17 protein-coding genes are annotated in these 20066 nt (G+C 68.3%); 7 read left to right on the top strand and 10 right to left on the bottom strand.

Features of this window, described 5'->3' with window-relative positions:
• Position 1 precedes the first annotated feature (1 nt).
• The 5 genes from ubiG (at position 2) to BM297_RS12265 (ending at position 7327) form a co-directional block, all read left to right on the top strand.
• A complete protein-coding gene (gene ubiG, locus BM297_RS12245) occupies positions 2–700 on the top strand; it encodes a bifunctional 2-polyprenyl-6-hydroxyphenol methylase/3-demethylubiquinol 3-O-methyltransferase UbiG (protein WP_092431902.1) in 699 nt (232 codons plus the stop codon).
• 5 nt (positions 701–705) lie between these two features.
• A complete protein-coding gene (gene mupP, locus BM297_RS12250; RefSeq protein WP_092431905.1) occupies positions 706–1377 on the top strand; it encodes an N-acetylmuramic acid 6-phosphate phosphatase MupP in 672 nt (223 codons plus the stop codon).
• 206 nt (positions 1378–1583) lie between these two features.
• Positions 1584–2324, top strand: coding sequence for a YciK family oxidoreductase (locus tag BM297_RS12255; RefSeq protein WP_092431908.1), 741 nt, complete (start codon positions 1584–1586; stop codon positions 2322–2324).
• A gap of 184 nt (positions 2325–2508) precedes the next feature.
• Positions 2509–5991 carry a hybrid sensor histidine kinase/response regulator gene (locus BM297_RS12260; protein ID WP_092431909.1) on the top strand — a complete coding sequence of 1161 codons (3483 nt, stop codon included), beginning with the start codon at positions 2509–2511 and terminating at the stop codon, positions 5989–5991.
• A gap of 79 nt (positions 5992–6070) precedes the next feature.
• Complete coding sequence (locus tag BM297_RS12265; RefSeq protein ID WP_092431911.1) at positions 6071–7327, top strand: MgtC/SapB family protein; 1257 nt, start codon at positions 6071–6073, stop codon at positions 7325–7327.
• Positions 7328–7414: 87 nt separating this feature from the next.
• Here BM297_RS12265 and BM297_RS12270 read toward each other — a convergent pair whose 3' ends face one another.
• From BM297_RS12270 to oscA, 10 genes are all read right to left on the bottom strand, one after another.
• A complete protein-coding gene (locus BM297_RS12270; protein WP_092431914.1) occupies positions 7415–8890 on the bottom strand; it encodes a DNA recombination protein RmuC in 1476 nt (491 codons plus the stop codon).
• A 419-nt stretch (positions 8891–9309) separates the two neighbouring features.
• Positions 9310–10719, bottom strand: a complete 1410-nt coding sequence (gene thrC / locus BM297_RS12275) for a threonine synthase (protein ID WP_092431917.1) — start codon at positions 10717–10719, stop codon at positions 9310–9312.
• A 53-nt stretch (positions 10720–10772) separates the two neighbouring features.
• Complete coding sequence (locus BM297_RS12280) at positions 10773–12077, bottom strand: homoserine dehydrogenase (RefSeq protein WP_092431920.1); 1305 nt, start codon at positions 12075–12077, stop codon at positions 10773–10775.
• Between the two features lie 109 nt (positions 12078–12186).
• On the bottom strand, positions 12187–12921 hold the full coding sequence (locus BM297_RS12285) for a disulfide isomerase DsbC N-terminal domain-containing protein (RefSeq protein WP_092431923.1): 735 nt from the start codon (positions 12919–12921) through the stop codon (positions 12187–12189).
• Between the two features lie 96 nt (positions 12922–13017).
• Positions 13018–13914 carry a site-specific tyrosine recombinase XerD gene (xerD, locus tag BM297_RS12290; RefSeq protein ID WP_092431925.1) on the bottom strand — a complete coding sequence of 299 codons (897 nt, stop codon included), beginning with the start codon at positions 13912–13914 and terminating at the stop codon, positions 13018–13020.
• Positions 13915–13995: 81 nt separating this feature from the next.
• Positions 13996–14985 (bottom strand): sulfate/molybdate ABC transporter ATP-binding protein, encoded by a 990-nt coding sequence (locus tag BM297_RS12295; RefSeq protein ID WP_092431927.1) that lies wholly within the window; start codon positions 14983–14985, stop codon positions 13996–13998.
• Positions 14986–14988: 3 nt separating this feature from the next.
• A complete protein-coding gene (gene cysW, locus BM297_RS12300) occupies positions 14989–15864 on the bottom strand; it encodes a sulfate ABC transporter permease subunit CysW (protein WP_092431929.1) in 876 nt (291 codons plus the stop codon).
• Positions 15865–15877: 13 nt separating this feature from the next.
• On the bottom strand, positions 15878–16696 hold the full coding sequence (gene cysT, locus BM297_RS12305; protein ID WP_092431931.1) for a sulfate ABC transporter permease subunit CysT: 819 nt from the start codon (positions 16694–16696) through the stop codon (positions 15878–15880).
• A 98-nt stretch (positions 16697–16794) separates the two neighbouring features.
• Entirely contained in the window at positions 16795–17793 is a 999-nt protein-coding gene (locus tag BM297_RS12310) for a sulfate ABC transporter substrate-binding protein (RefSeq protein ID WP_092431933.1), read from the bottom strand.
• Between the two features lie 201 nt (positions 17794–17994).
• The gene (gene oscA, locus BM297_RS12315; RefSeq protein ID WP_092431935.1) at positions 17995–18180 is read right to left on the bottom strand and encodes a sulfur starvation response protein OscA; all 186 of its coding nucleotides are present in this window, start codon (positions 18178–18180) and stop codon (positions 17995–17997) included.
• A 267-nt stretch (positions 18181–18447) separates the two neighbouring features.
• Here oscA and BM297_RS12320 point away from each other — a divergent pair, with 267 nt between their 5' ends.
• Positions 18448–19029 carry an RBBP9/YdeN family alpha/beta hydrolase gene (locus BM297_RS12320; protein WP_092431937.1) on the top strand — a complete coding sequence of 194 codons (582 nt, stop codon included), beginning with the start codon at positions 18448–18450 and terminating at the stop codon, positions 19027–19029.
• 80 nt (positions 19030–19109) lie between these two features.
• Positions 19110–19934: a sigma 54-interacting transcriptional regulator gene (locus tag BM297_RS12325; protein WP_092431938.1), complete on the top strand. Its 825-nt coding sequence runs from the start codon at positions 19110–19112 to the stop codon at positions 19932–19934.
• The last annotated feature ends 132 nt before the right edge of the window (positions 19935–20066 follow it).

The following is a 20066-nucleotide window of genomic DNA, read 5'->3' on the forward strand; positions in this document are numbered from 1 at the left end:
CATGAGTAACGTCGACCACGCCGAAATCGCCAAATTCGAGGCCCTCGCCCATCGCTGGTGGGACCGCGAGAGCGAGTTCAAGCCGCTGCACGAGATCAACCCGCTGCGGGTCAACTGGATCGACGAGCGCATCGGCCTGGCCGGCAAGCGGGTGCTCGACGTCGGCTGCGGCGGCGGCATCCTCAGCGAGTCGATGGCCCTGCGCGGCGCCAGCGTCACCGCCATCGACATGGGCGAGGCGCCGCTGGCCGTCGCGCGCCTGCACCAGCTGGAATCCGGGGTGAGCGTCGACTACCGGCAGAGCACCGCCGAGGCGCTGGCCGCGGAAATGCCCGGCCAGTTCGACGTGGTCACCTGCCTGGAGATGCTCGAGCACGTGCCCGACCCGGCCTCGGTGATCCAGGCCTGCCAGCGCCTGGTCAAGCCCGGCGGCCAGGTGTTCTTCTCGACCATCAACCGCAATCCCAAGGCCTACCTGCTGGCGATCATCGGCGCCGAATACCTGCTGAAGATGCTGCCGCGCGGCACCCACGACTTCAAGAAGTTCATCCGCCCCTCCGAGCTGGGCGCCTGGTGCCGCGGCGCCGGCCTCGCGGTGAAGGACATCGTCGGCCTGACCTACAACCCGCTGAGCAAGACCTACAAGCTGGGCAACGACGTCGACGTCAACTACATGATCCAGACCCTGCGCGAGGAGTGAGTCGCATGCGTTTACGGGCGGTTCTGTTCGACATGGACGGCACGCTGGTGGACAGCGCGCCGGACTTCATCGCCGTGTGCCAGGCCATGCGCGCCGTGCGCGGTCTGGCTCCGCTGGATCCGCAGCGGATCCGCGATCAGGTGTCCGGCGGCGCACGCGCCATGGTGGCGTGCACCTTCGGCCTCGACCCGGAACATCCCGAGTTCGACGCCCTGCGCCGCGAGTTCCTCGAGCGCTACCAGGAGCACTGCGCGGTCCTCACCCGCCCGTTCGACGGCATCCCCGAACTGCTCGCCGACCTCGAGCGCGCGCGCCTGCGCTGGGGCGTGGCGACCAACAAGCCGCTGCACTACGCCGAGCCGATCATGCGCCAGCTGCAACTGGCCGAGCGCGCCGCGGTACTGGTCTGCCCCGAGCACGTGACGCGCAGCAAGCCCGACCCGGAGATGCTCCTGCTGGCCTGCCAGCAGCTCGGCCTCGATCCGCGCCAGGTGCTCTACGTCGGCGACGACGCCCGCGACATCGAGGCCGGCCGTGCCGCCGGCACGCGCACGGTGGCGGTGCGCTACGGCTACATCCACCCCGACGACAACCCGGGGCACTGGGGCGCCGATCTGGTGATCGACCACCCCAGCGAACTGCGCGACGTGCTCGACCGCGCCCTGTGCGGCTGCTGACGGTCGCTAAGACTTCCGGCGCATAGCCGCTGCCCGGCGGCTGCGCCACACTCGCATGCAAACGTAGGGTGGGTTAGCCGCTTGCGGCGTAACCCGCCATCGGCACCGGTAGGTGCCGCCTGCGGAGCAATGGTGGGTTACGCTGCGCTAACCCACCCTACGCTCGGCACCGGTTCCGCGCTTTCCGATTCAACGAGGCTCTACCCATGTTCCAATATTCCGCCCGCCCCGACCTGCTCAAGGATCGGGTGATCCTGGTCACCGGCGCCGGTCGCGGCATCGGTGCCGCCGCCGCGCGCAGCTTCGCCGCCCACGGCGCCACGGTGATCCTGCTGGGCAAGACCATCGAGCACCTCGAGGAGGTCTACGACCAGATCGAGAAGGCCGGCGGCCCGCAACCGGCGATCTTCCCGTTCAACCTGGAAACCGCCCAGCCGCACCAGTACGACGAGCTGGCGGCGACCATCGAGCGCGAGTTCGGCCGCCTCGACGGCCTGCTGCACAACGCGGCAATCCTCGGTCCGCGCACGCCGATCGAGCAGTTCTCCGGCGAAAACTTCATGCGCGTCATGCACGTCAACGTCAACGCGGTGTTCATGCTCACCAGCGTGCTGCTGCCGCTGCTCAAGCTGTCCAGCGACGCCTCGGTGGTGTTCACCTCGAGCAGCGTCGGCCGCAAGGGCCGCGCCTACTGGGGGGCCTATGCGGTGTCCAAGTTCGCCAACGAGGGCCTGATGCAGGTGCTGGCCGACGAGGTCGACGGCACCAGCGCGGTGCGTGCCAACAGCATCAATCCCGGCGCCACCCGCACCGGCATGCGCGCCCAGGCCTACCCGGGCGAGAATCCGCTGCAGAACCCGACCCCGGAAGAGATCATGCCGGTCTACCTGTACCTGATGGGCCCGGACAGCAGCGGCGTCAACGGCCAGGCCTTCGACGCCCAGTAGTCCGTAAGCGGGCGTCGAAGACGACGCCCGCCTCTCTCCCGCCTCCCTCGCCCGTCCTCGCTTCGCCCCGCTTGCAACCCGCAACGCAGAGCCGTTGTCGCGCCTCCACGACCTTGGTCGCAAGGGCCTGACGGCGCAGCACTTTGCTGCCAAACTCTGCCGATCCCGATACACCGGAGTTCGCATGTCGCTGTCCAGCGGGCTGATCGCCGCGGTCGCCCTGGCCTACATGGCCATCCTGTTCGCCATCGCCTTTTACGGCGACCGTCGCCAGACCACCGGCGTGAGCCGCCCGCGCCTGCGCGCCTGGGTCTACAGCCTGTCGCTGGCGGTGTACTGCACCAGCTGGACCTTCTTCGGCGCGGTTGGCCAGGCGGCCGGCCAGCTGTGGTCGTTCGTGCCCATCTACCTCGGCCCGCTGCTGCTGCTACTGTTCATGCCGCAGATGCTGGCCAAGATGATCCTGATCAGCAAGCAGGAAAACATCACCTCGATCGCCGACTTCATCGCCGCGCGCTACGGCAAGTCGCGCTCGCTGGCCATCGTCGTGGCGCTGATCTGTCTGGTCGGCGTACTGCCCTACATCGCCCTGCAGCTCAAGGGCATCGTCCTCGGCGTCAACCTGCTGACCGGCGCCGACGCCGGCGCCAACGGTCTGCGAGCCCAGGACACGGCGCTGATCGTGTCGCTGATCCTCGCCCTGTTCACCATCCTGTTCGGCACCCGCAACCTCGACGCCACCGAGCACCACCGCGGCATGGTCATGGCGGTGGCCTTCGAGTCGATCGTCAAGCTGCTGGCGTTCATCGCCGTCGGCGCGTTCGTCACCTGGGGCCTGTACAACGGCTTCGACGACCTGCTGGCCAAGGCGCAGGCGTCACCACGCCTCGAGGAGTACTGGCAGCAACCGGTCGACTGGCCGGCGATGATCGTGCAGACCGGGGTGGCGATGATGGCGATCATCTGCCTGCCGCGGCAGTTCCACGTCACCGTGGTGGAGAACATCGAGCCGCAGGACCTCAACCTGGCACGCTGGGTGTTCCCGCTGTATCTGCTGCTGGCGGCGCTGTTCGTGGTGCCGATCGCCCTGGCCGGACAGCTGCTGCTGCCGGCCGGCGTGGAGCCGGACTCCTTCGTCATCAGCCTGCCGCTGGCCGAGGCGCATCCGGCGCTGGCCCTGCTGGCCTTCATCGGCGGCGCCTCGGCGGCCACCGGCATGGTCATCGTCGCGGCGGTGGCGCTGTCGACCATGATCTCCAACGACATGCTGCTGCCCTGGCTGCTGCGCCGGCACAGCGCCGAACGGCCCTTCGAGGAGTTCCGCCACTGGCTGCTGTCGGTACGCCGCATCGCCATCATCGCCCTGCTGCTGATGGCCTACGTGATCTACCGGCTGATCGGCCCCAGCATCAGCCTGGCCAGCATCGGCCAGGTCGCCTTCGCCGCCATCACCCAGCTCGGCCCGGCGATGTTCGGTGCGCTGTACTGGAAGCAGGCCAACAGCCGCGGCGTGTTCGCCGGCCTCGCCACCGGCGCGCTGCTGTGGTGCTACACCCTGCTGCTGCCGCTGCTCGCCGGTGGCCTGGGCTGGTCGCTGCACCTGTTCCCCGGCCAGCAGTGGCTGGCCGGCAACCCGCTGGGTCTGCCCATGGACGCCCTGACCCAGGGCACCCTGCTGTCGCTGACCGGCAACTTCCTGGTGTTCGTGCTGGTGTCGTGGTTCTCGCGCACCCGCGTCTCCGAGCACTGGCAGGCCAGCCGCTTCGTCGGCCAGGAAGCCTCGGTACGCCCCAGCCCGCGCCTGCTGCTGGCGGTGCAGGTGCAAGACCTGCTCAACCTGGCCGCCCGCTTCGTCGGCGAGGAACGCGCCAGGCAGAGCTTCATCCGCTTCGCCTACCGCCAGGGCAAGGGCTTCAGCCCGAACCAGACCGCCAGCAGCGAGTGGATCGCGCATACCGAGCGCCTGCTCGCCGGCGTGCTGGGCGCCTCCTCGGCGCGCGCGGTGGTCAAGGCCACCATCGAAGGCCGCGACATGCAGGTCGAGGACGTGGTGCGCATCGTCGACGAGGCTTCGGAGGTCCTGCAGTTCAACCGCGCGCTGCTGCAGGGCGCGATCGAGAACATCTCCCAGGGCATCAGCGTGGTCGACCAGTCGTTGCGCCTGGTGGCCTGGAATCGCCGCTACCTGGAGCTGTTCGAATACCCCGAAGGGTTGATCAGCATCGGTCGACCGATTTCCGACATCATCCGCTACAACGCCGAACGCGGCCTGTGCGGCAAGGGCGACCCGGACATCCACGTGGCCAAGCGCCTGTACTGGATGCGCCAGGGCACCGCGCACACCTCCGAGCGCACCCTGCCCAACGGCCGGGTGATCGAGCTGGTCGGCAACCCGATGCCCGGCGGCGGCTTCGTCATGTCGTTCACCGACATCACCGCCCACCGTCAGGCCGAGGACGCCCTCAAGGAGGCCAATGAGAGCCTCGAGCAGCGGGTTGCCGAGCGCACCCACGAACTGTCCGCCCTCAACGAGCAACTGTCCGAGGCCAAGGCCCGCGCCGAACTGGCCAACCAGTCGAAGAGCCGCTTCCTTGCCGCGGTCAGCCACGATCTGATGCAGCCGCTCAACGCCGCGCGGCTGTTCTCCGCCGCCCTCGCCCACCAGGAGGCGCTGCCGGGCGAGGTGCAGGAACTGGTCCGCCACCTCGACTCCTCGCTGCGCTCGGCCGAGGACCTGATCGCCGACCTGCTGGACATCTCGCGCCTGGAAGGCGGGCGCTTCACCCCCGAGCGCAGCGCCTTCGCCCTCGACACCCTGTACGACGCCCTCGGCGTCGAGTTCCGCGCCCTGGCCCAGGAGCAGGGCATCGACCTGCGCATCCGCGCCAGCAAGCAGCGCATCGACAGCGATCCCAAGCTGCTGCGCCGGGTGCTGCAGAACTTCCTGACCAACGCCTTCCGCTACGCCAAGGGCAAGGTGCTGCTCGGCGTGCGCCGCGAGGGCCGCCACCTGCGCCTGGAAGTGTGGGACCGCGGCCCGGGCATTCCGGCCGACAAGCTCAAGGTGATCTTCGAGGAGTTCAAGCGCCTGGACAGCCACCAGACCCGCGCCGAGAAGGGCCTGGGTCTGGGCCTGGCGATCGCCGACGGCCTCTGCCAAGTGCTCAAGCACCGCATCGACGTGCGCTCCTGGCCGGGCAAGGGCAGCGTGTTCAGCGTGCGCGTGCCGCTGGCCCGCGGCCGCGCCGTGCCGTTGGCCCGCCCGCAGACGCAGAGCACCGCCGGGCAGACCATGAACGGCGCGCGGGTGTGGTGCATCGACAACGAGGACAGCATCCTCACCGGCATGCGCAGCCTGCTCAGCCGCTGGGGCTGCCAGGTGCAGACCGCGCGCAGTCGCGAGGAATGTGCGCAGCTGCTGGCCAACGACAGCCCGCCGGAGCTGGTGCTGGTCGACTACCACCTCGACGACGGCGAGACCGGCCAGGCACTGATGGGCTGGCTGCGCGCCCGCCTCGGCCAGCCGGTGCCCGGGGTGGTGATCAGCGCCGACGGCCGCGCCGAGCTGATCGCCGAGGTGCACGCCGCCGGTCTCGACTACCTGAGCAAGCCGGTCAAGCCGGCGGCGCTGCGCGCCCTGCTCAGCCGCCACCTGCAGCTGCGCTGACCCCCGCAGCCACGCCCGGGGCCGCAGTCCCGGACGTGGCTGATAGACTCAGGGGCATGCATCCGCCAGGGAACCGCCGATGACCCCCAACCTCGAAATTCTCCTCGATCTGGCCAGCGCACTGGCCCTCGGCCTGCTGATCGGCGCCGAGCGTGGCTGGAGCGCGCGCGACAGCGACGACGACCAGCTCGCCGCCGGGGTGCGCACCTTCGGCCTGGTCGGCCTGCTCGGCGGCCTCGCCGCCCTGCTCGCCAGCCATCTGGGCGCGGGAGTGTGGATCGCCCTGCTGCTGGCCCTCGCGGTGCTCAGCACCAGCGCCTACGTGGTCGGCCTGCGCCACAGCAGCGACCACGGCCAGACCAGCGAGATCGCCCTGCTGCTGACCTTCCTGCTCGGCAGCCTGGCGCTGGCCGACAGCCGCCTGCTGGCCGCCGGCTGCGCGGTGGTGGTGGCCCTGCTGCTGCGCCTCAAGGAACCCATGCACGCGGCGCTCAGGCGCCTGTCGGCCGGCGAGCTGTCCGGCACCCTGAAGCTGCTGTTCATCTCGCTGGTGCTGCTGCCGGCGCTGCCCGACCGCGGCTTCGGCCCCTGGCAGGTGTTCAACCCCTACGTCACCTGGTGGATGGTGGTGCTGATCGCCGGGCTGGGCTTTGCCGCCTACGTGGCCATCCGCCTGGTCGGCACCCGCCACGGCCTGCTGCTGACCGCCCTGCTGGGCGGCATCGTCTCCTCCACGGCGATGACCATGACCCTCGCCCGCCTGCACGGCCAGCGCGAGTTGCACGCGCTGCTGGCCGCCGGGCTGCTGGCCACCTCGGCGCTGATGTTCCCGCGCGTGCTGCTGGAAGTGGCGGTGGTCAACCCGCAGCTGGTGGCGGACCTGCTCTGGCCACTGGCAGCCGCGGCGCTGGTCTACGCCCTGGGTGCGCTGCACTGGTGGCAGAGGGCCAGCAGCGGCGAACTGAGCGCCGAGGCCGAGCCGCCGCTGCAGAATCCCTTCGAACTCGGCCCGGCGCTGCGCTTCGCCCTGCTGCTGGCACTGATCCTGCTGCTGGTCGAGATCGCCCGCCGCGAGCTGGGCGACGTCGGCGTCTACCTGGTCGCCGCCCTGTCCGGACTGACCGATGTGGATGCCATCACCCTGTCGCTGTCGCGCAGCGCGCTGAGCGAGCTGGACCCGCAGGTGGCGGTACGCGGCATCGCCCTGGCGGTGGTCAGCAACAGCCTGATCAAGGGCGTGCTAATCGCCCTGCTCGGCGGTGCCCGCCTGGCGCTGATGACCCTGCCGCTGATGGCCGCCGGCCTGGGGCTGGGCCTCGCTCTGGTGCTGATCTGAACAGACCGGCGCCGCACGCACCGCCGTTGCCCCCTGGCCGCGCTTCCGACGCCTGGATAACCGCGCGAGGTTATCCACAGCGCGCCGTCAGGCCGGATCCTCGTCCAGCGCCAGCGGCAGGCTGGCCGAGCGCTCCAGCCAGTCGGCGGGCAGGCTCTTGCTGGCGCGCGCGCCGAGCAGCCTGAGCTGCTCGCTGCGGCTGATCAGGTCGCCGCGCCCGGCAGTGAGCTTGTTGCGCGCGCTGGCGTAGGCCTTGTCCAGCTGCTGCAGGCGGCTGCCGATCTCGTCGAGATCCTGCACGAACAGCACGAATTTGTCGTACAGCGCGCCGGCACGCTCGGCGATCTCGCGGGCATTGAGGTTCTGCCGCTCTTGGCGCCACAGGCTGTCGATCAGGCGCAGGGTGGCCAGCAGGGTGGTCGGACTGACGATCACGATGTTCTGCGCGAAGGACTCCTCGAACAGCCCCGGCTCGGCCTGCAGGGCGGCGGAGAAGGCGCCCTCCAGCGGCACGAACAGCAGCACGAAGTCCAGGCTGTGCAGGCCCTCGAGGCGCTGGTAGTCCTTGCCGGAAAGCCCCTTGAGGTGGCTGCGCAGCGACTGCACGTGCTGCTTGAGCGCCTGCTGGCGGCCGCCCTCGTCCTCGGCGCCGACGTACTGCTGGTAGGCGGTCAGACTGACCTTGGCGTCCACCACCACCTGGCGCTCGCCGGGCAGGCGGATCAGCACGTCCGGCTGGAAGCGCTCGCCGCCGGCGCCGTGCAGGCTGACCTGGGTGTCGTACTCGCGGCCCTTCTCCAGCCCGGCATGCTCGAGCACCCGCTCGAGCACCAGTTCGCCCCAGTTGCCCTGGGTCTTCTGGCCCTTGAGCGCGCGGGTCAGGTTGGTCGCCTCGTCGCCCAGGCGCTGGTTGAGCTGCTGCAGGCGCTCCAGCTCCTTGCCCAGCGAGAAACGCTCGCGTGCCTCCTGTTGATAACTCTGCTCGACGCGCTGCTCGAAGCTGTGCAGGCGCTCGCGCAGCGGGTCGAGCAGCTGACCGAGGCGCTGCTGGCTGCTCTCGGCGAAGCGCTGCTCGCGCTCGTCGAAGATCTTCCCGGCCAGCTCGGCGAACTGCGCGCGCAGCTCGTCGCGCGCGCCCTGCACCTCCTCCAGGCGCTGGCGATGGCCCTGCTGCTGCTCGCGCAGCGCCGCACTCAGCGCCGCCCGCTCGGCCGCCAGGTCGCGCAGTTCCTCCTCGCGCTGCTGGCGCTCCTGCCGCCACTGCCGCGCCGCCTCGGCGGCCTGCTGCCGTTCAGCGCCGAGCAGCTGTACCTCGCGGCGCAGCCCCGCGGTTTCGCCCTGCAGGCTGAGCAGCAGGCGCTGCTGGGCCTGGTTCTCGCCACGCGCCTGCTCCAGCCGGCCGGCCAGCTCGCTGCGCGCCTGCTCGCTGCCGGCCAGGCGCTCCTCGAGCAGGCCGACCTGCTGCTGCAGGCGACTGCGCTGCTGCAGGGACCACAACAGCGCGGCCAGCGGCAGGGCCGCGGCGACAACACCGAGCAACAGGCTGGACAACTCGAAGGGCATGACTGAACTCCGTGACTGATAGCGACGAGTATAACGGTCTTGTCCACAGCCACAGCGCTGGACAAGGCCAGGTTCAATCCACAATTACTGTGGATAACTGGGTGGACAAATTCCGGACAGATCGTCCCGCCCCCTGCCGCACATGGCCTGCAGACAAACTGATCATTTTTTGCTCAGCATTTTTTCTGCTTGATTTTCAATGAATTAGTTATTAGCGACAGCGCGCCCGGGACGCACCACCGAGGGGCGCAGGGATTTGCCGAGGAACCCGGAAATTGTGCACAAGTTCGCGCCCGGATGGCGACAGGCACCATGGCGGCACCCTGCCGACGGCACGCGCCGGCCCGTTGTGGTGCAGCAGCAAAAAGGGCCGGCTGCTTGCGCAACCGGCCCTTTCTGTGGACAACCCGCAGCGGAACTTACAGCGGCTTGCCGCGGTTGCCGTGCTGGCTGACGAAGTCCTGCACGGTCTTCAGGTCGTTGGCCAGCACCGTGCAGCGCTCCTCGCGCTGGAACAGGTCGGCCAGGTGCGGCGGCAGCTGCGGCACGGCGGCGATGCCGGCCTTCTCCACCGCTTCGGGGAACTTGACCGGATGCGCGGTGCCCAGCACCACCATCGGCAGCGCCTGGCTGCGCCGGCAGTCGCGCGCGGCCTTGACGCCGATCGCGGTGTGCGGATCGAGCAGGTAGCCGGTCTGCGCGTGCACCTGGGCGATGGTCGCGCAGGTCTGCTCGTCGTCCACCGCCAGCGAGTCGAACAGGCGGCGCGCCTCGGTCCAGCGATCGTCCGCGACCGACAGCTTGCCGGTGGCCTTGAACTCGTCCATCAGCGCGCTGACGGCGAGGCCGTTGCGGCCGTGCAGGTCGAACAGCAGGCGCTCGAAGTTGGAGGAAACCATGATGTCCATCGACGGCGACAGCGACGCGTGCAGGGTGTCCTTGTCGTAGCGGTTGCCGGACATGAAGCGGTGCAGGATGTCGTTGCGGTTGGTGGCGACCACCAGCTGGTTGATCGGCAGGCCCATGTTGCGCGCCAGGTAGCCGGCGAAGATGTCGCCGAAGTTGCCGGTCGGCACCGAGAAGGCCACCGAGCGGTGCGGCGCGCCGAGCTGCAGGGCGGCGTGGAAGTAGTAGACGATCTGGGCCATGATCCGCGCCCAGTTGATCGAGTTGACCGCCACCAGACGGGTGCCCTTGAGGAAGCCCTGGTCGGCGAAGCTGGCCTTGACCATCTCCTGGCAGTCGTCGAAGTTGCCTTCGATGGCGATGTTGTGGATGTTCTCGCCGAGGATGGTGGTCATCTGCCGGCGCTGCACCTCGGACACGCGGTTGTGCGGGTGCATGATGAAGATGTCGACGTTGTCGCAGGCCTTGCAGCCTTCGATGGCCGCCGAGCCGGTGTCGCCGGAGGTGGCGCCCATGATCACCACGCGCTCGTTGCGCTTGGCCAGCACGTGGTCGAGCAGGCGGCCGAGCAGCTGCAGGGCGAAGTCCTTGAACGCCAGGGTCGGGCCCTGGAACAGCTCGAGCACCCACTCGTTGGCGCCCAGCTGGGTCAGCGGCGCCACCGCCTGATGAGCGAATACGCCGTAGGTTTCCTCGAGGATGCGCTTGAAGTCGGCATCGTCGATGCTGCCGGCGACGAACGGGCGCATCACCCGGAAGGCCAGCTCGTGGTACGGCAGGCCGGCCCAGGAGGCGATCTCCTCGACGGTGAAGCGCGGCAGGTTTTCCGGCACGTAGAGACCGCCGTCACTGGCCAGGCCGGCGAGCAGCACGTCTTCGAAGTTGAGGGCCGGCGCCTGGCCGCGGGTACTGATATAGCGCATGGGGACAAACCTTCGGTGCGGGCTGCCGGCACGCGCCGGCAGCCGTTGACGGATTAGTTGAGCGATTCGACGCGGATGCGCACGACCTTGCCGGCCACGCCTTCCAGGCCTTCCAGCGCGGCGATGGCGTCGTTCATGTTCTGCTCGCGCACGCGGTGGGTGACCAGGATCATCGGCACCAGGCCGTCGTGCTCCTCGGCTTCCTTCTGCATGATCGACTCGATGTTGATGCCGCGCGCGGAGAGGATGCTCGCCACCTGGGCCAGCACGCCCGGATGGTCCTTGGCCTGGATGCGCAGGTAGTAGGCGCTCTCGCAGGCCTCGATCGGCAGGATCGGGTGGTCGGACAGCGCGTCCGGCTGGAAGGCCAGGTGCGGCACGCGGTTTTCCGGGTCGCTGGTCAGCACGCGGGTCACGTCGACCACGTCGGCCACCACCGCCGAGGCGGTCGGCTCCATGCCGGCGCCGGCACCGTAGTACAGGGTGCTGCCGACGGCGTCGCCGTTGACCATCACCGCGTTCATCACGCCGTTGACGTTGGCGATCAGGCGGTCGGCCGGGATCAGCGTCGGGTGCACGCGCAGCTCGATGCCGGCGTCGGTACGGCGGGCCACGCCCAGATGCTTGATGCGGTAGCCCAGCGCCTCGGCGTAGTTGACGTCGGCGGTGGTCAGCGCCGTGATGCCTTCGGTGTAGGCCTTGTCGAACTGCAGCGGGATGCCGAAGGCGATGGAAGCGAGGATGGTCAGCTTGTGCGCGGCGTCGATGCCCTCGACGTCGAAGGTCGGATCGGCCTCGGCATAGCCCAGCGCCTGGGCTTCCTTGAGGACGTCCTCGAAGGCGCGGCCCTTCTCGCGCATCTCGGTGAGGATGAAGTTGCCGGTGCCGTTGATGATGCCGGCCAGCCAGTTGATGCGGTTGCCGGCCAGGCCCTCGCGGATCGCCTTGATCACCGGGATACCGCCGGCCACCGCCGCTTCGAAGGCGACGATGACGCCCTTCTCGCGGGCCTTGGCGAAGATCTCGTTGCCGTGCACGGCGATCAGCGCCTTGTTGGCGGTGACCACGTGCTTGCCGTTCTCGATGGCCTTGAGCACCAGCTCGCGGGCCACGGTGTAGCCGCCGATCAGTTCGATGACGATGTCGATTTCCGGGTTGCAGGCCACCTCGAACACGTCACCGGTGATGGGGGTACCGGTGGTATCGCATTGCGGGTTGGCGTCACGCGCGGCAATCTGCGCCACTTCGATGCCGCGCCCGGCACGGCGGGCAATCTCCTCGGCATTGCGCTTGAGCACATTGAAGGTGCCGCCACCGACGGTTCCCAACCCACAGATACCTACTTTGACCGGTTTCACTCTGAATTCCCCATCATCACAACACAGAACGGCCGGACATGCCGGCCGATGAAAAGATCAGCACATTACGAAGCGCTTGATTGTTAGTCAATCGGCAGCTGCCCGCCGCTCACTTCGCCGCCAGCGCCGCCTCGGCCAGCTGTGGTGCCGGCTGGTAGCCGGGGATCATCTGGCCATTGGCCAGCACGATGGCCGGGGTGCCCTGCACGCCGATCATCTGGCCGAGCTGGTACTGCTTGGCCACCGGATTCTCGCACTGCGCCGCCGGCACATCCTTGCGCGCCTTGGCCAGGTTCATGGCTTCACGCGGATCCTTGGCGCACCACACGCTGACCAGGGTGTTGTAGCCGTGGCTGCCGGCACCCTGGCGCGGGAAGGCGACGTAGCGCACCTCGACACCGCGACGGTTGAGCTCGGCCACCTCGCTGTGCAGCTTCTGGCAGTAGCCACAGTCGGTGTCGGTGAACACGGTGATGTGGGTCTTCTGCGCGGCCTTGGCGTCGGCCGGGAACACCACCATCTCCTTGCTCGGAATGGCGTTGATCACCTTGGCCACGCCTTGGCTCTCGGCCTGCTCGGTGAGGTTGACGGTCTTGCCGTCCTTGATCTGGAACAGGAAGCCCTGCAGGACGAACTGCGCGTCGGCGCTGGTGTACAGCAGGCGGCCGCCCTTGAGCTGCACCTGATACAGACCGGGCATCGGGCTTTCGCTGATCGCCTCGATCGGCAGGTCCGGCTGCAGCGCCTTGAGGGCCTGGCGGATCGCCTGGTCCGGGTCGGCGGCCAGGGCGATGGAGCTGGCCAGGCCGAAGGCGGCGGCAGCGAGGAAACGGGACAGACGCATGGAAACTCCTTGAGCGCGAGGAAGCGGCTTTAACAATGGATAAAGCCTAACATACCCACCCGCCGCCACTGCTGCAGCGGCGCACAGGGCCGACGATCAGCCGCGCGGATGGTGCTCGGCGTGCAGCGCCTGCAGGCGGGCGCGCGCCACGTGGGTGTAGATCTGCGTGGTCGACAGGTCGCGGTGGCCGAGCAGCATCTGCACCACGCGCAGGTCGGCGCCGTGGTTGAGCAGGTGGGTGGCGAAGGCGTGGCGCAGGGTGTGCGGCGACAGCGGCTTGTCGATGCCGGCGGTCCGCGTGTGCAGCTTGATGCGGTGCCAGAAGGTCTGCCGGGTCATCTGCTCGCCGCGCAGGCTGGGAAACAGCACGTCGCTGGGCTTGCCGATCAGCAGCTCGCCGCGTGCCTCGCGCAGGTAGCGCAGCAGCCAGTCGACGGCCTCCTCGCCGAGCGGCACCAGGCGCTCGCGGGCGCCCTTGCCGAACACCCGCACCACGCCCTGGCGCAGATTGACCTGCTCGAGGGTCAGGCCGACCAGCTCGCTGACCCGCAGGCCGCAGGCGTAGAGCACCTCGAGCATGGCGCGGTCGCGCAGGCCGAGCGCCTCGTCGGTGTCCGGCGCGGCCAGCAGCGCCTCGACCTCCGCCTCGCTGAGGGTGTGCGGCACCGCCCGCGACTGTCGCGGCAGGGCGACCAGCAGGGTCGGATCCTCGGCGATGAAGTCCTCGAGCATGCAGTAATGGTAGAAGCCGCGCAGGCAGGACATCAGCCGCGCCGTGGAGCGGGCGTGGTAGCCATGGTCCAGGCGCCAGGCCAGGTGCTCGAGAATCAGCTCGCGATCGACCCGCTCGAGGTCGAAGCCGCGCTCCACCAGCCAGTCGCGAAACAGCGCCAGGTCGGTGCCGTAGGCCAGGCGGGTATGCCGGGACAGGCCCTTTTCCAGCCAGAGGGATTCGAGGAAGCGTTCGACCAGAGGATGACTGACGGCAGACATGGGCAATACGACCGGCCAAAAGGCGCAGTCTGGCAGAGCCCGGCCAGCCCGGTCCACTGGCGCAGACCGGGCCGCCACCACTCAGCAAGCCGGGCGCAGACTGCCGACACCCGGGCGGAAATACAGCCGGTCGCCGCGCTGCAGGCCGACCAGGCTGGCATGGCTCTTCACCACCTCGGCCTCGATCGGCTCGCCCTGCCCCTCGACCTTGAGGGTCACCCGGGTGATCGCGCCGAGCGGGCGGATGTCGCGCACCTCGCCACCGCGGTGCTCGGCCAGCGGCTCGCGCGACAGCGACACCTCGTGGGGGCGGAACAGGATGTGCCCCTCCTCGCCCAGGTGCAGGCGGTTGGCGTCGCCGAGGAAGTGGTAGACGAAGTCGCTGGCCGGCTGCTCGTAGACCTCGCCCGGCGAGCCGATCTGCTCGACCACGCCCTTGTTCATCACCACGATGCGGTCGGCGACCTCCATCGCCTCTTCCTGGTCGTGGGTGACGAACACGCTGGTCAGGTTGATCTCCTCGTGCAGGCGCGCCAGCCAGCGGCGCAGCTCCTTGCGCACCTTGGCGTCGAGGGCGCCGAACGGCTCGTCGAGGAGGAGGATCTTCGGCTCCACCGCCAGCGCGCGGGCCAGGGCGATGCGCTGGCGCTGGCCGCCGGACAGCTGCTCGGGGTAGCGGTCGGCCAGCCAGTCGAGCTGCACCATGCCGAGCAGCTCGTGGACCTTGGCGGCGATCTGCGTCTCGCTCGGCCGCTCGCGCTTGGGCTTCATGCGCAGGCCGAAGGCGACGTTGTCGAACACCGTCATGTGGCGGAACAGCGCGTAGTGCTGGAACACGAAGCCGACGTTACGGTCGCGCACGTCGTGGCCGGAGACGTCCTCGCCGTGAAAGGCGATGCTGCCCGCGTCCGGGCTTTCCAGACCGGCGATGATGCGCAGCAGGGTGGTCTTGCCGCAGCCGGACGGACCGAGCAGGGCCACCAGCTCGCCGCTGCGGATGTCCAGGTTGATGTCGTTGAGGGCCTGGAAGGCGCCGAAGCGCTTGCTGACGTTGCGGATCTCGATACTCATGGCTTATTCCTCGGCAGCATTCGACTGGAGGCGCGCCAAGCGGGCCTCGCTCCACTGCTTGAGCAGAAGGATGAACAGCGCCAGCGCCAGCAGCAGGCTGGCGACGCTGAAGGCGGCGACGTGGTTGTACTCGTTGTAGAGAATCTCGACATGCAGCGGCAGGGTGTTGGTGTAGCCGCGGATGTGCCCGGAGACCACCGACACCGCACCGAACTCGCCCATCGCCCGCGCGGTGCACAGCACCACGCCGTAGATCAGGCCCCACTTGATGTTCGGCAGGGTGACGTGCCAGAACATCTGCCAGCCACTGGCGCCGAGCAGGCGCGCGGCCTCCTCTTCCTGGGTGCCCTGCTCCTGCATCAGCGGGATCAGCTCGCGGGCGACGAAGGGCACGGTGACGAACAGGGTGGCCAGGACGATGCCGGGCACGGCGAAGACGATCTGGATGTCACGGTCCTGCAGCCACTCGCCGAAGAAGCCCTGGGCGCCGAACAGCAGCACGTAGATCAGACCGGCGATCACCGGCGACACCGAGAACGGCAGGTCGATCAGGGTGACCAAGAGGCTCTTGCCGCGGAACTCGTACTTGCTCACGCACCAGGCGGCGGCCACGCCGAACACCAGGTTGAGCGGCACCGAGATGGCCACGGCGAGCAGGGTCAGCTTGAGCGCGGCAATGGCGTCCGGCTCGAGGATGGCGGTGAAGAACACGCCGAGGCCCTGCTTGAGTGCCTCGCTCAGCACTATATATAGAGGCAGCAGCAGGAACAGGGCGAACACCAGCCAGGCGCCGACGATCAGCAGCTGGCGGCCCAGCGCGTGGCCGCGGCGGGCGGCATTGGCGGAGGCATTGGCGGAGGCAGCGGTTAGGGATGACATGACGGCTTCCTCCTCAGGGGGTTTCGATGCGGCGCTGCAGCAGGTTGACCAGCAGCAGCAGGACGAAGGACACCACCAGCATCAGCACGCCGATGGCGGTGGCGCCGGTGTAGTCGTACTGGTCGAGCTTGACCATGATCAGCAGCGGCAGGATCTCGGTCTTCATCGGCATGTTGCCGGCGATGAAGATCACCGAGCCGTATTCGCCGACGCCGCGGGCGAAGGCCAGCGCAAAGCCGGTCAGCCAGGCCGGCAGCAGCGCCGGCAGCAGCACGTGGCGGAACACCTGCAGCGGCCTGGCGCCCAGGCAGGCGGCGGCCTCCTCGACCTCGCGCGGAATGTCGGCCAGCACCGGCTGCACCGTGCGCACCACGAACGGCAGGGTCACGAAGGTCAGCGCCAGGGTGATGCCCAGCGGGGTGTAGGCGATCTTGACACCGAGATCGCTGGCGAACTGACCGACCAGCCCGCTCGGCGCGTACAGCGCGGTCAGGGCGATGCCGGCCACCGCGGTGGGCAGGGCGAACGGCAGGTCGATCATCGCATCGATGATCTTGCGCCCGGGAAAGGTGTAGCGCACCAGCACCCAGGCCAGCAGGGTGCCGATCAGACCATTGATCAGCGCGGCGAAGAAGGCGGTGGCGAAGCTCAGCTTGAGCGCGGCCAGCACCCGCGGGGCGCTGACGATGGCCCAGAACTCGCTCCAGGTGAGTTGTGCGGCATGCACGAACATGGCGCCCAGCGGAATCAGCACCAACAGGCCGAGATACACCAGGGTGTAGCCCAGCGTCAGCCCGAAGCCGGGTATGACGGGGGAAGTGCGGCGGGACATGGATTCCTCGCAAGGTTGCTGGCCCGGAGGCCATCCGGGTTGGGAACAGTCAAAAATCCCCGGTGCCCGGCACCGGGGGTTCGCTCAACAGGCTGCGCTCACTGCACCTGGTAGATCTGGTCGAACACCCCGCCATCGTTGAAGAACTTCGGCTGCGCGGTTTTCCAGCCGCCGAAATCCTTGTCGATGGTCACCAGCTTCAGCGCCGGGAACTGCTGGGCGAACTCAGCGGCCACCTTCTCGTTGCGCGGACGGTAGAAGTGCTTGGCGGCGATGCGCTGGCCCTCCGCGCTGTACAGGTGGTTCAGGTAGGCGGTGGCCACCTCACGGGTGCCCTTTCTGTCGACGTTCTTGTCGACCACCGCCACCGGCGGTTCGGCGAGGATCGACAGGCTGGGCGCGACGATCTCGAAGTTGTCGCCGCCCTCCTCCTTGAGCGCCAGGAACGCCTCGTTCTCCCAGGCCAGCAGCACGTCGCCGATGTGGTTGTTGACGAAGGTGATGGTCGAGCCACGCGCGCCGGTATCCAGTACCGGGACGTTCTTGTACAGCTGCTCGGTGAATTCCTTGGCCTTGGCCTCGCTGCCGTACTTCTGCTTGGCGAAGGCCCAGGCGGCGAGGAAGTTCCAGCGTGCGCCGCCGGAGGTCTTCGGGTTGGGGGTGATCACCTCGACGCCCGGCTTGACCAGGTCGTCCCAGTCCTTGATCTGCTTGGGATTGCCCTTGCGCACCAGGAACACGATGGTCGAGGTGTACGGGGTGCTGGCCTGCGGCAGGCGGCTCTGCCAGTCCTCGGGGATCAGCTTGCCGAGCTTGTGCAGCTCGTCGATGTCACCGGCCAGGGCCAGGGTCACCACGTCGGCGCGCAGCCCGTCGATCACCGCACGGGCCTGCTTGCCCGAGCCGCCGTGGGACTGCTGGATGGTCAGCGCCTCGTGACCCTGGGCCTGCCAGTGCTGGTTGAACGCGGCGTTGAATTCGCTGTACAGCTCACGGGTCGGGTCGTAGGACACGTTGAGCAGGGTGGTCTGCGCCTGTACGGCGGCGCTGAAGGACAGGCCGGCGATGGCGGCCAGGGTGAAACGACGAATGGACATGCTGTTGCTCCTTGTACGTGCCGCTCTGGCACGTTGATCAATTCCGGGTGGTGAAGGTCTTGCTGAACTTCAGCGACACATTCGCCAGCAACAGCGGCGGTAGGGGTGCGTGCTCATGGCTGTGCTCGTGCTCATCTTGTTGTGGCTATGGCTCGGGGTCATGCTCACGCCCTCTGGAGGTCCAGTCGGGCCTGGCTGGAATCAGGCCGGCTTGCTGCCGGTCGGCGACTGCAGACGGAATTTTTCCTTGCGCTCGATCTGCACCACCTGGCCGTTGTGCACGGTGATTTCCACCGCGCCGTAACGCAGGCCATTGAGGGCATTGTGGATCTCGCGCAACAGGCCGGCTTCATCCTGTCCGGCAACACTGCGTAGGTTGGCGCTCATGGAAATGCTCCTTGGAAAGGGTCCGCCGCACGACACGACACGACTCGCGGCGGCTGAGCGGATATTAGGCGTGCCACGGATATTCTTAAAAATACTGTTTAAGAATTTTTATATTCCTTCAAGAAATAACAAACCGACAGCCGTCCGCCATCCTCTCCTCAGCAACAAAAAACCAGAAAAGCATAAATAAATAATTTTTTATTACTTAACAGCCATTTCTCTACTGCCTAGACTGCGCTGATCCACAGCCTGTACGAGGGCCGCTCCATGCGCCGTCACGCCATCCACTACCTGATCCTGCCGGGCTGGCAAGGCTCGCCAAGCGAGCACTGGCAGAGCCACTGGCAGCGCAGCCTGCCGGATGCCAGTCGGGTCGAGCAGGCCGACTGGCTGCATCCGCAACGCGATGCCTGGGTCGCCCGCCTCGAGCGGCACATCGCCGCGGCTCCCGGCCGGCTGATCCTGGTGGCCCACAGCCTGGGCTGCATCACCCTCGCCCACTGGGCGGCGCAGGCCTCCCCGGCGCTGCTGGCCAAGGTACAGGGCGCCCTGCTGGTGGCACCGGCGGACGTCGAGCGCCCCGGCTGTCCCGAGGCGCTGCAGAACTTCGCGCCCATGCCACGCAGCCTGCTGCCCTTCCCCAGCCTGCTGGTCGGCTCCGACAACGATGCGGCGGCAACTCCGGAGCGGGCGCTGCAGCTGGCCCGCCAGTGGGGCGCCGAGCCGGTACTGCTAAGCGGCGTCGGGCACATCAACGTCAAGTCCGGGCACTGCCAGTGGGAACAGGGTTTCGCCTACCTGTACCGCCTGCAGACCCTGATCGAGCAACAGGCCCGGCAACGGGCCTGAGCGCCTGCCGCTGACCTGCTGCGCGTCGGGCGCCGAATCTTTCTGAACGGCTGGAGTCCGGCTCCGGCCCGGAGCCAGCCATGAGCCCGCATCACCCGCTGAACCAACCGATCCTCACCTTCGCCGACGCCGAGCGCAGCCCGTTGAGTATCCGCGCCAAGGCGCTGGTGTTCGTCGACCCGCGCTCGCAGCAACTGCATGACCAGGTCGAGCGCCTGGCCCCCGGCTACCAGCCGCTGCTGATCCGCGGCGAGACCGGCACCGGCAAGGAACTGCTGGCCAGGCACATCCACCGCTCGAGCGGCCGCCCAGGCCTGTTCGTCGCCCTCAACTGCGCCAGCCTCAGCGCGCAGCACGCCGAAGCCGAACTGTTCGGCCACGCCCCCGGCGTCTACAACGGCTCGTCCAGCAGTCGCGCCGGCTGGTTCGGCTCGGCCCACGGCGGCACCCTGTATCTGGACGAGATCGGCGACCTGCCGCTGGCGTTGCAGCACAAGCTGCTGCGCGCCCTGGAAACCCGCGAGGTGCTGCGCGTCGGCGCCCGCGAGGCCAGCGCGGTGGACGTGCGCCTGGTCGCCGCCACCAGCTTTGACCTGTCCCGTGCGGCGGCGGTCGGCAAGTTCGACCAGCGTCTGTTCCACTACCTGACCGATGGCCGCCTGGAGCTACCGCCGCTGCGCGAGCGGCCGGGCGACATCCTGCCGATGGCCGGCTACTTTCTCGGCGTGCACGCCCAGCGCCTCAGCCTGCCGCCCCCCAGCCTGAGCCTGGCGGCCCAGCAACTGCTCGAAGGCTACAGCTGGCCGGGCAACACCCGCGAACTGGAAAGCGTCATCCACTTCGCCCTGCTGGTGTGCGGCAAGGTGATCGAGGCGGAGCACCTCGAGCTGCTGCCCGGCAACTGAGCGCGCACCTGCCGGCTAGCGGTTGCGCCGGTACGCACCCGGCGGCAGGCCGACGCCAGGCTGAAATGCGTGACAGGTCCGCTCAGCCGGGCTGTTCGTCCGCCTCTGTTCGATCTGCATGCAGAGCAAATG

The organism is Geopseudomonas sagittaria (genome assembly GCF_900115715.1).
Taxonomy (GTDB): Bacteria; Pseudomonadota; Gammaproteobacteria; order Pseudomonadales; family Pseudomonadaceae; genus Geopseudomonas; species Geopseudomonas sagittaria.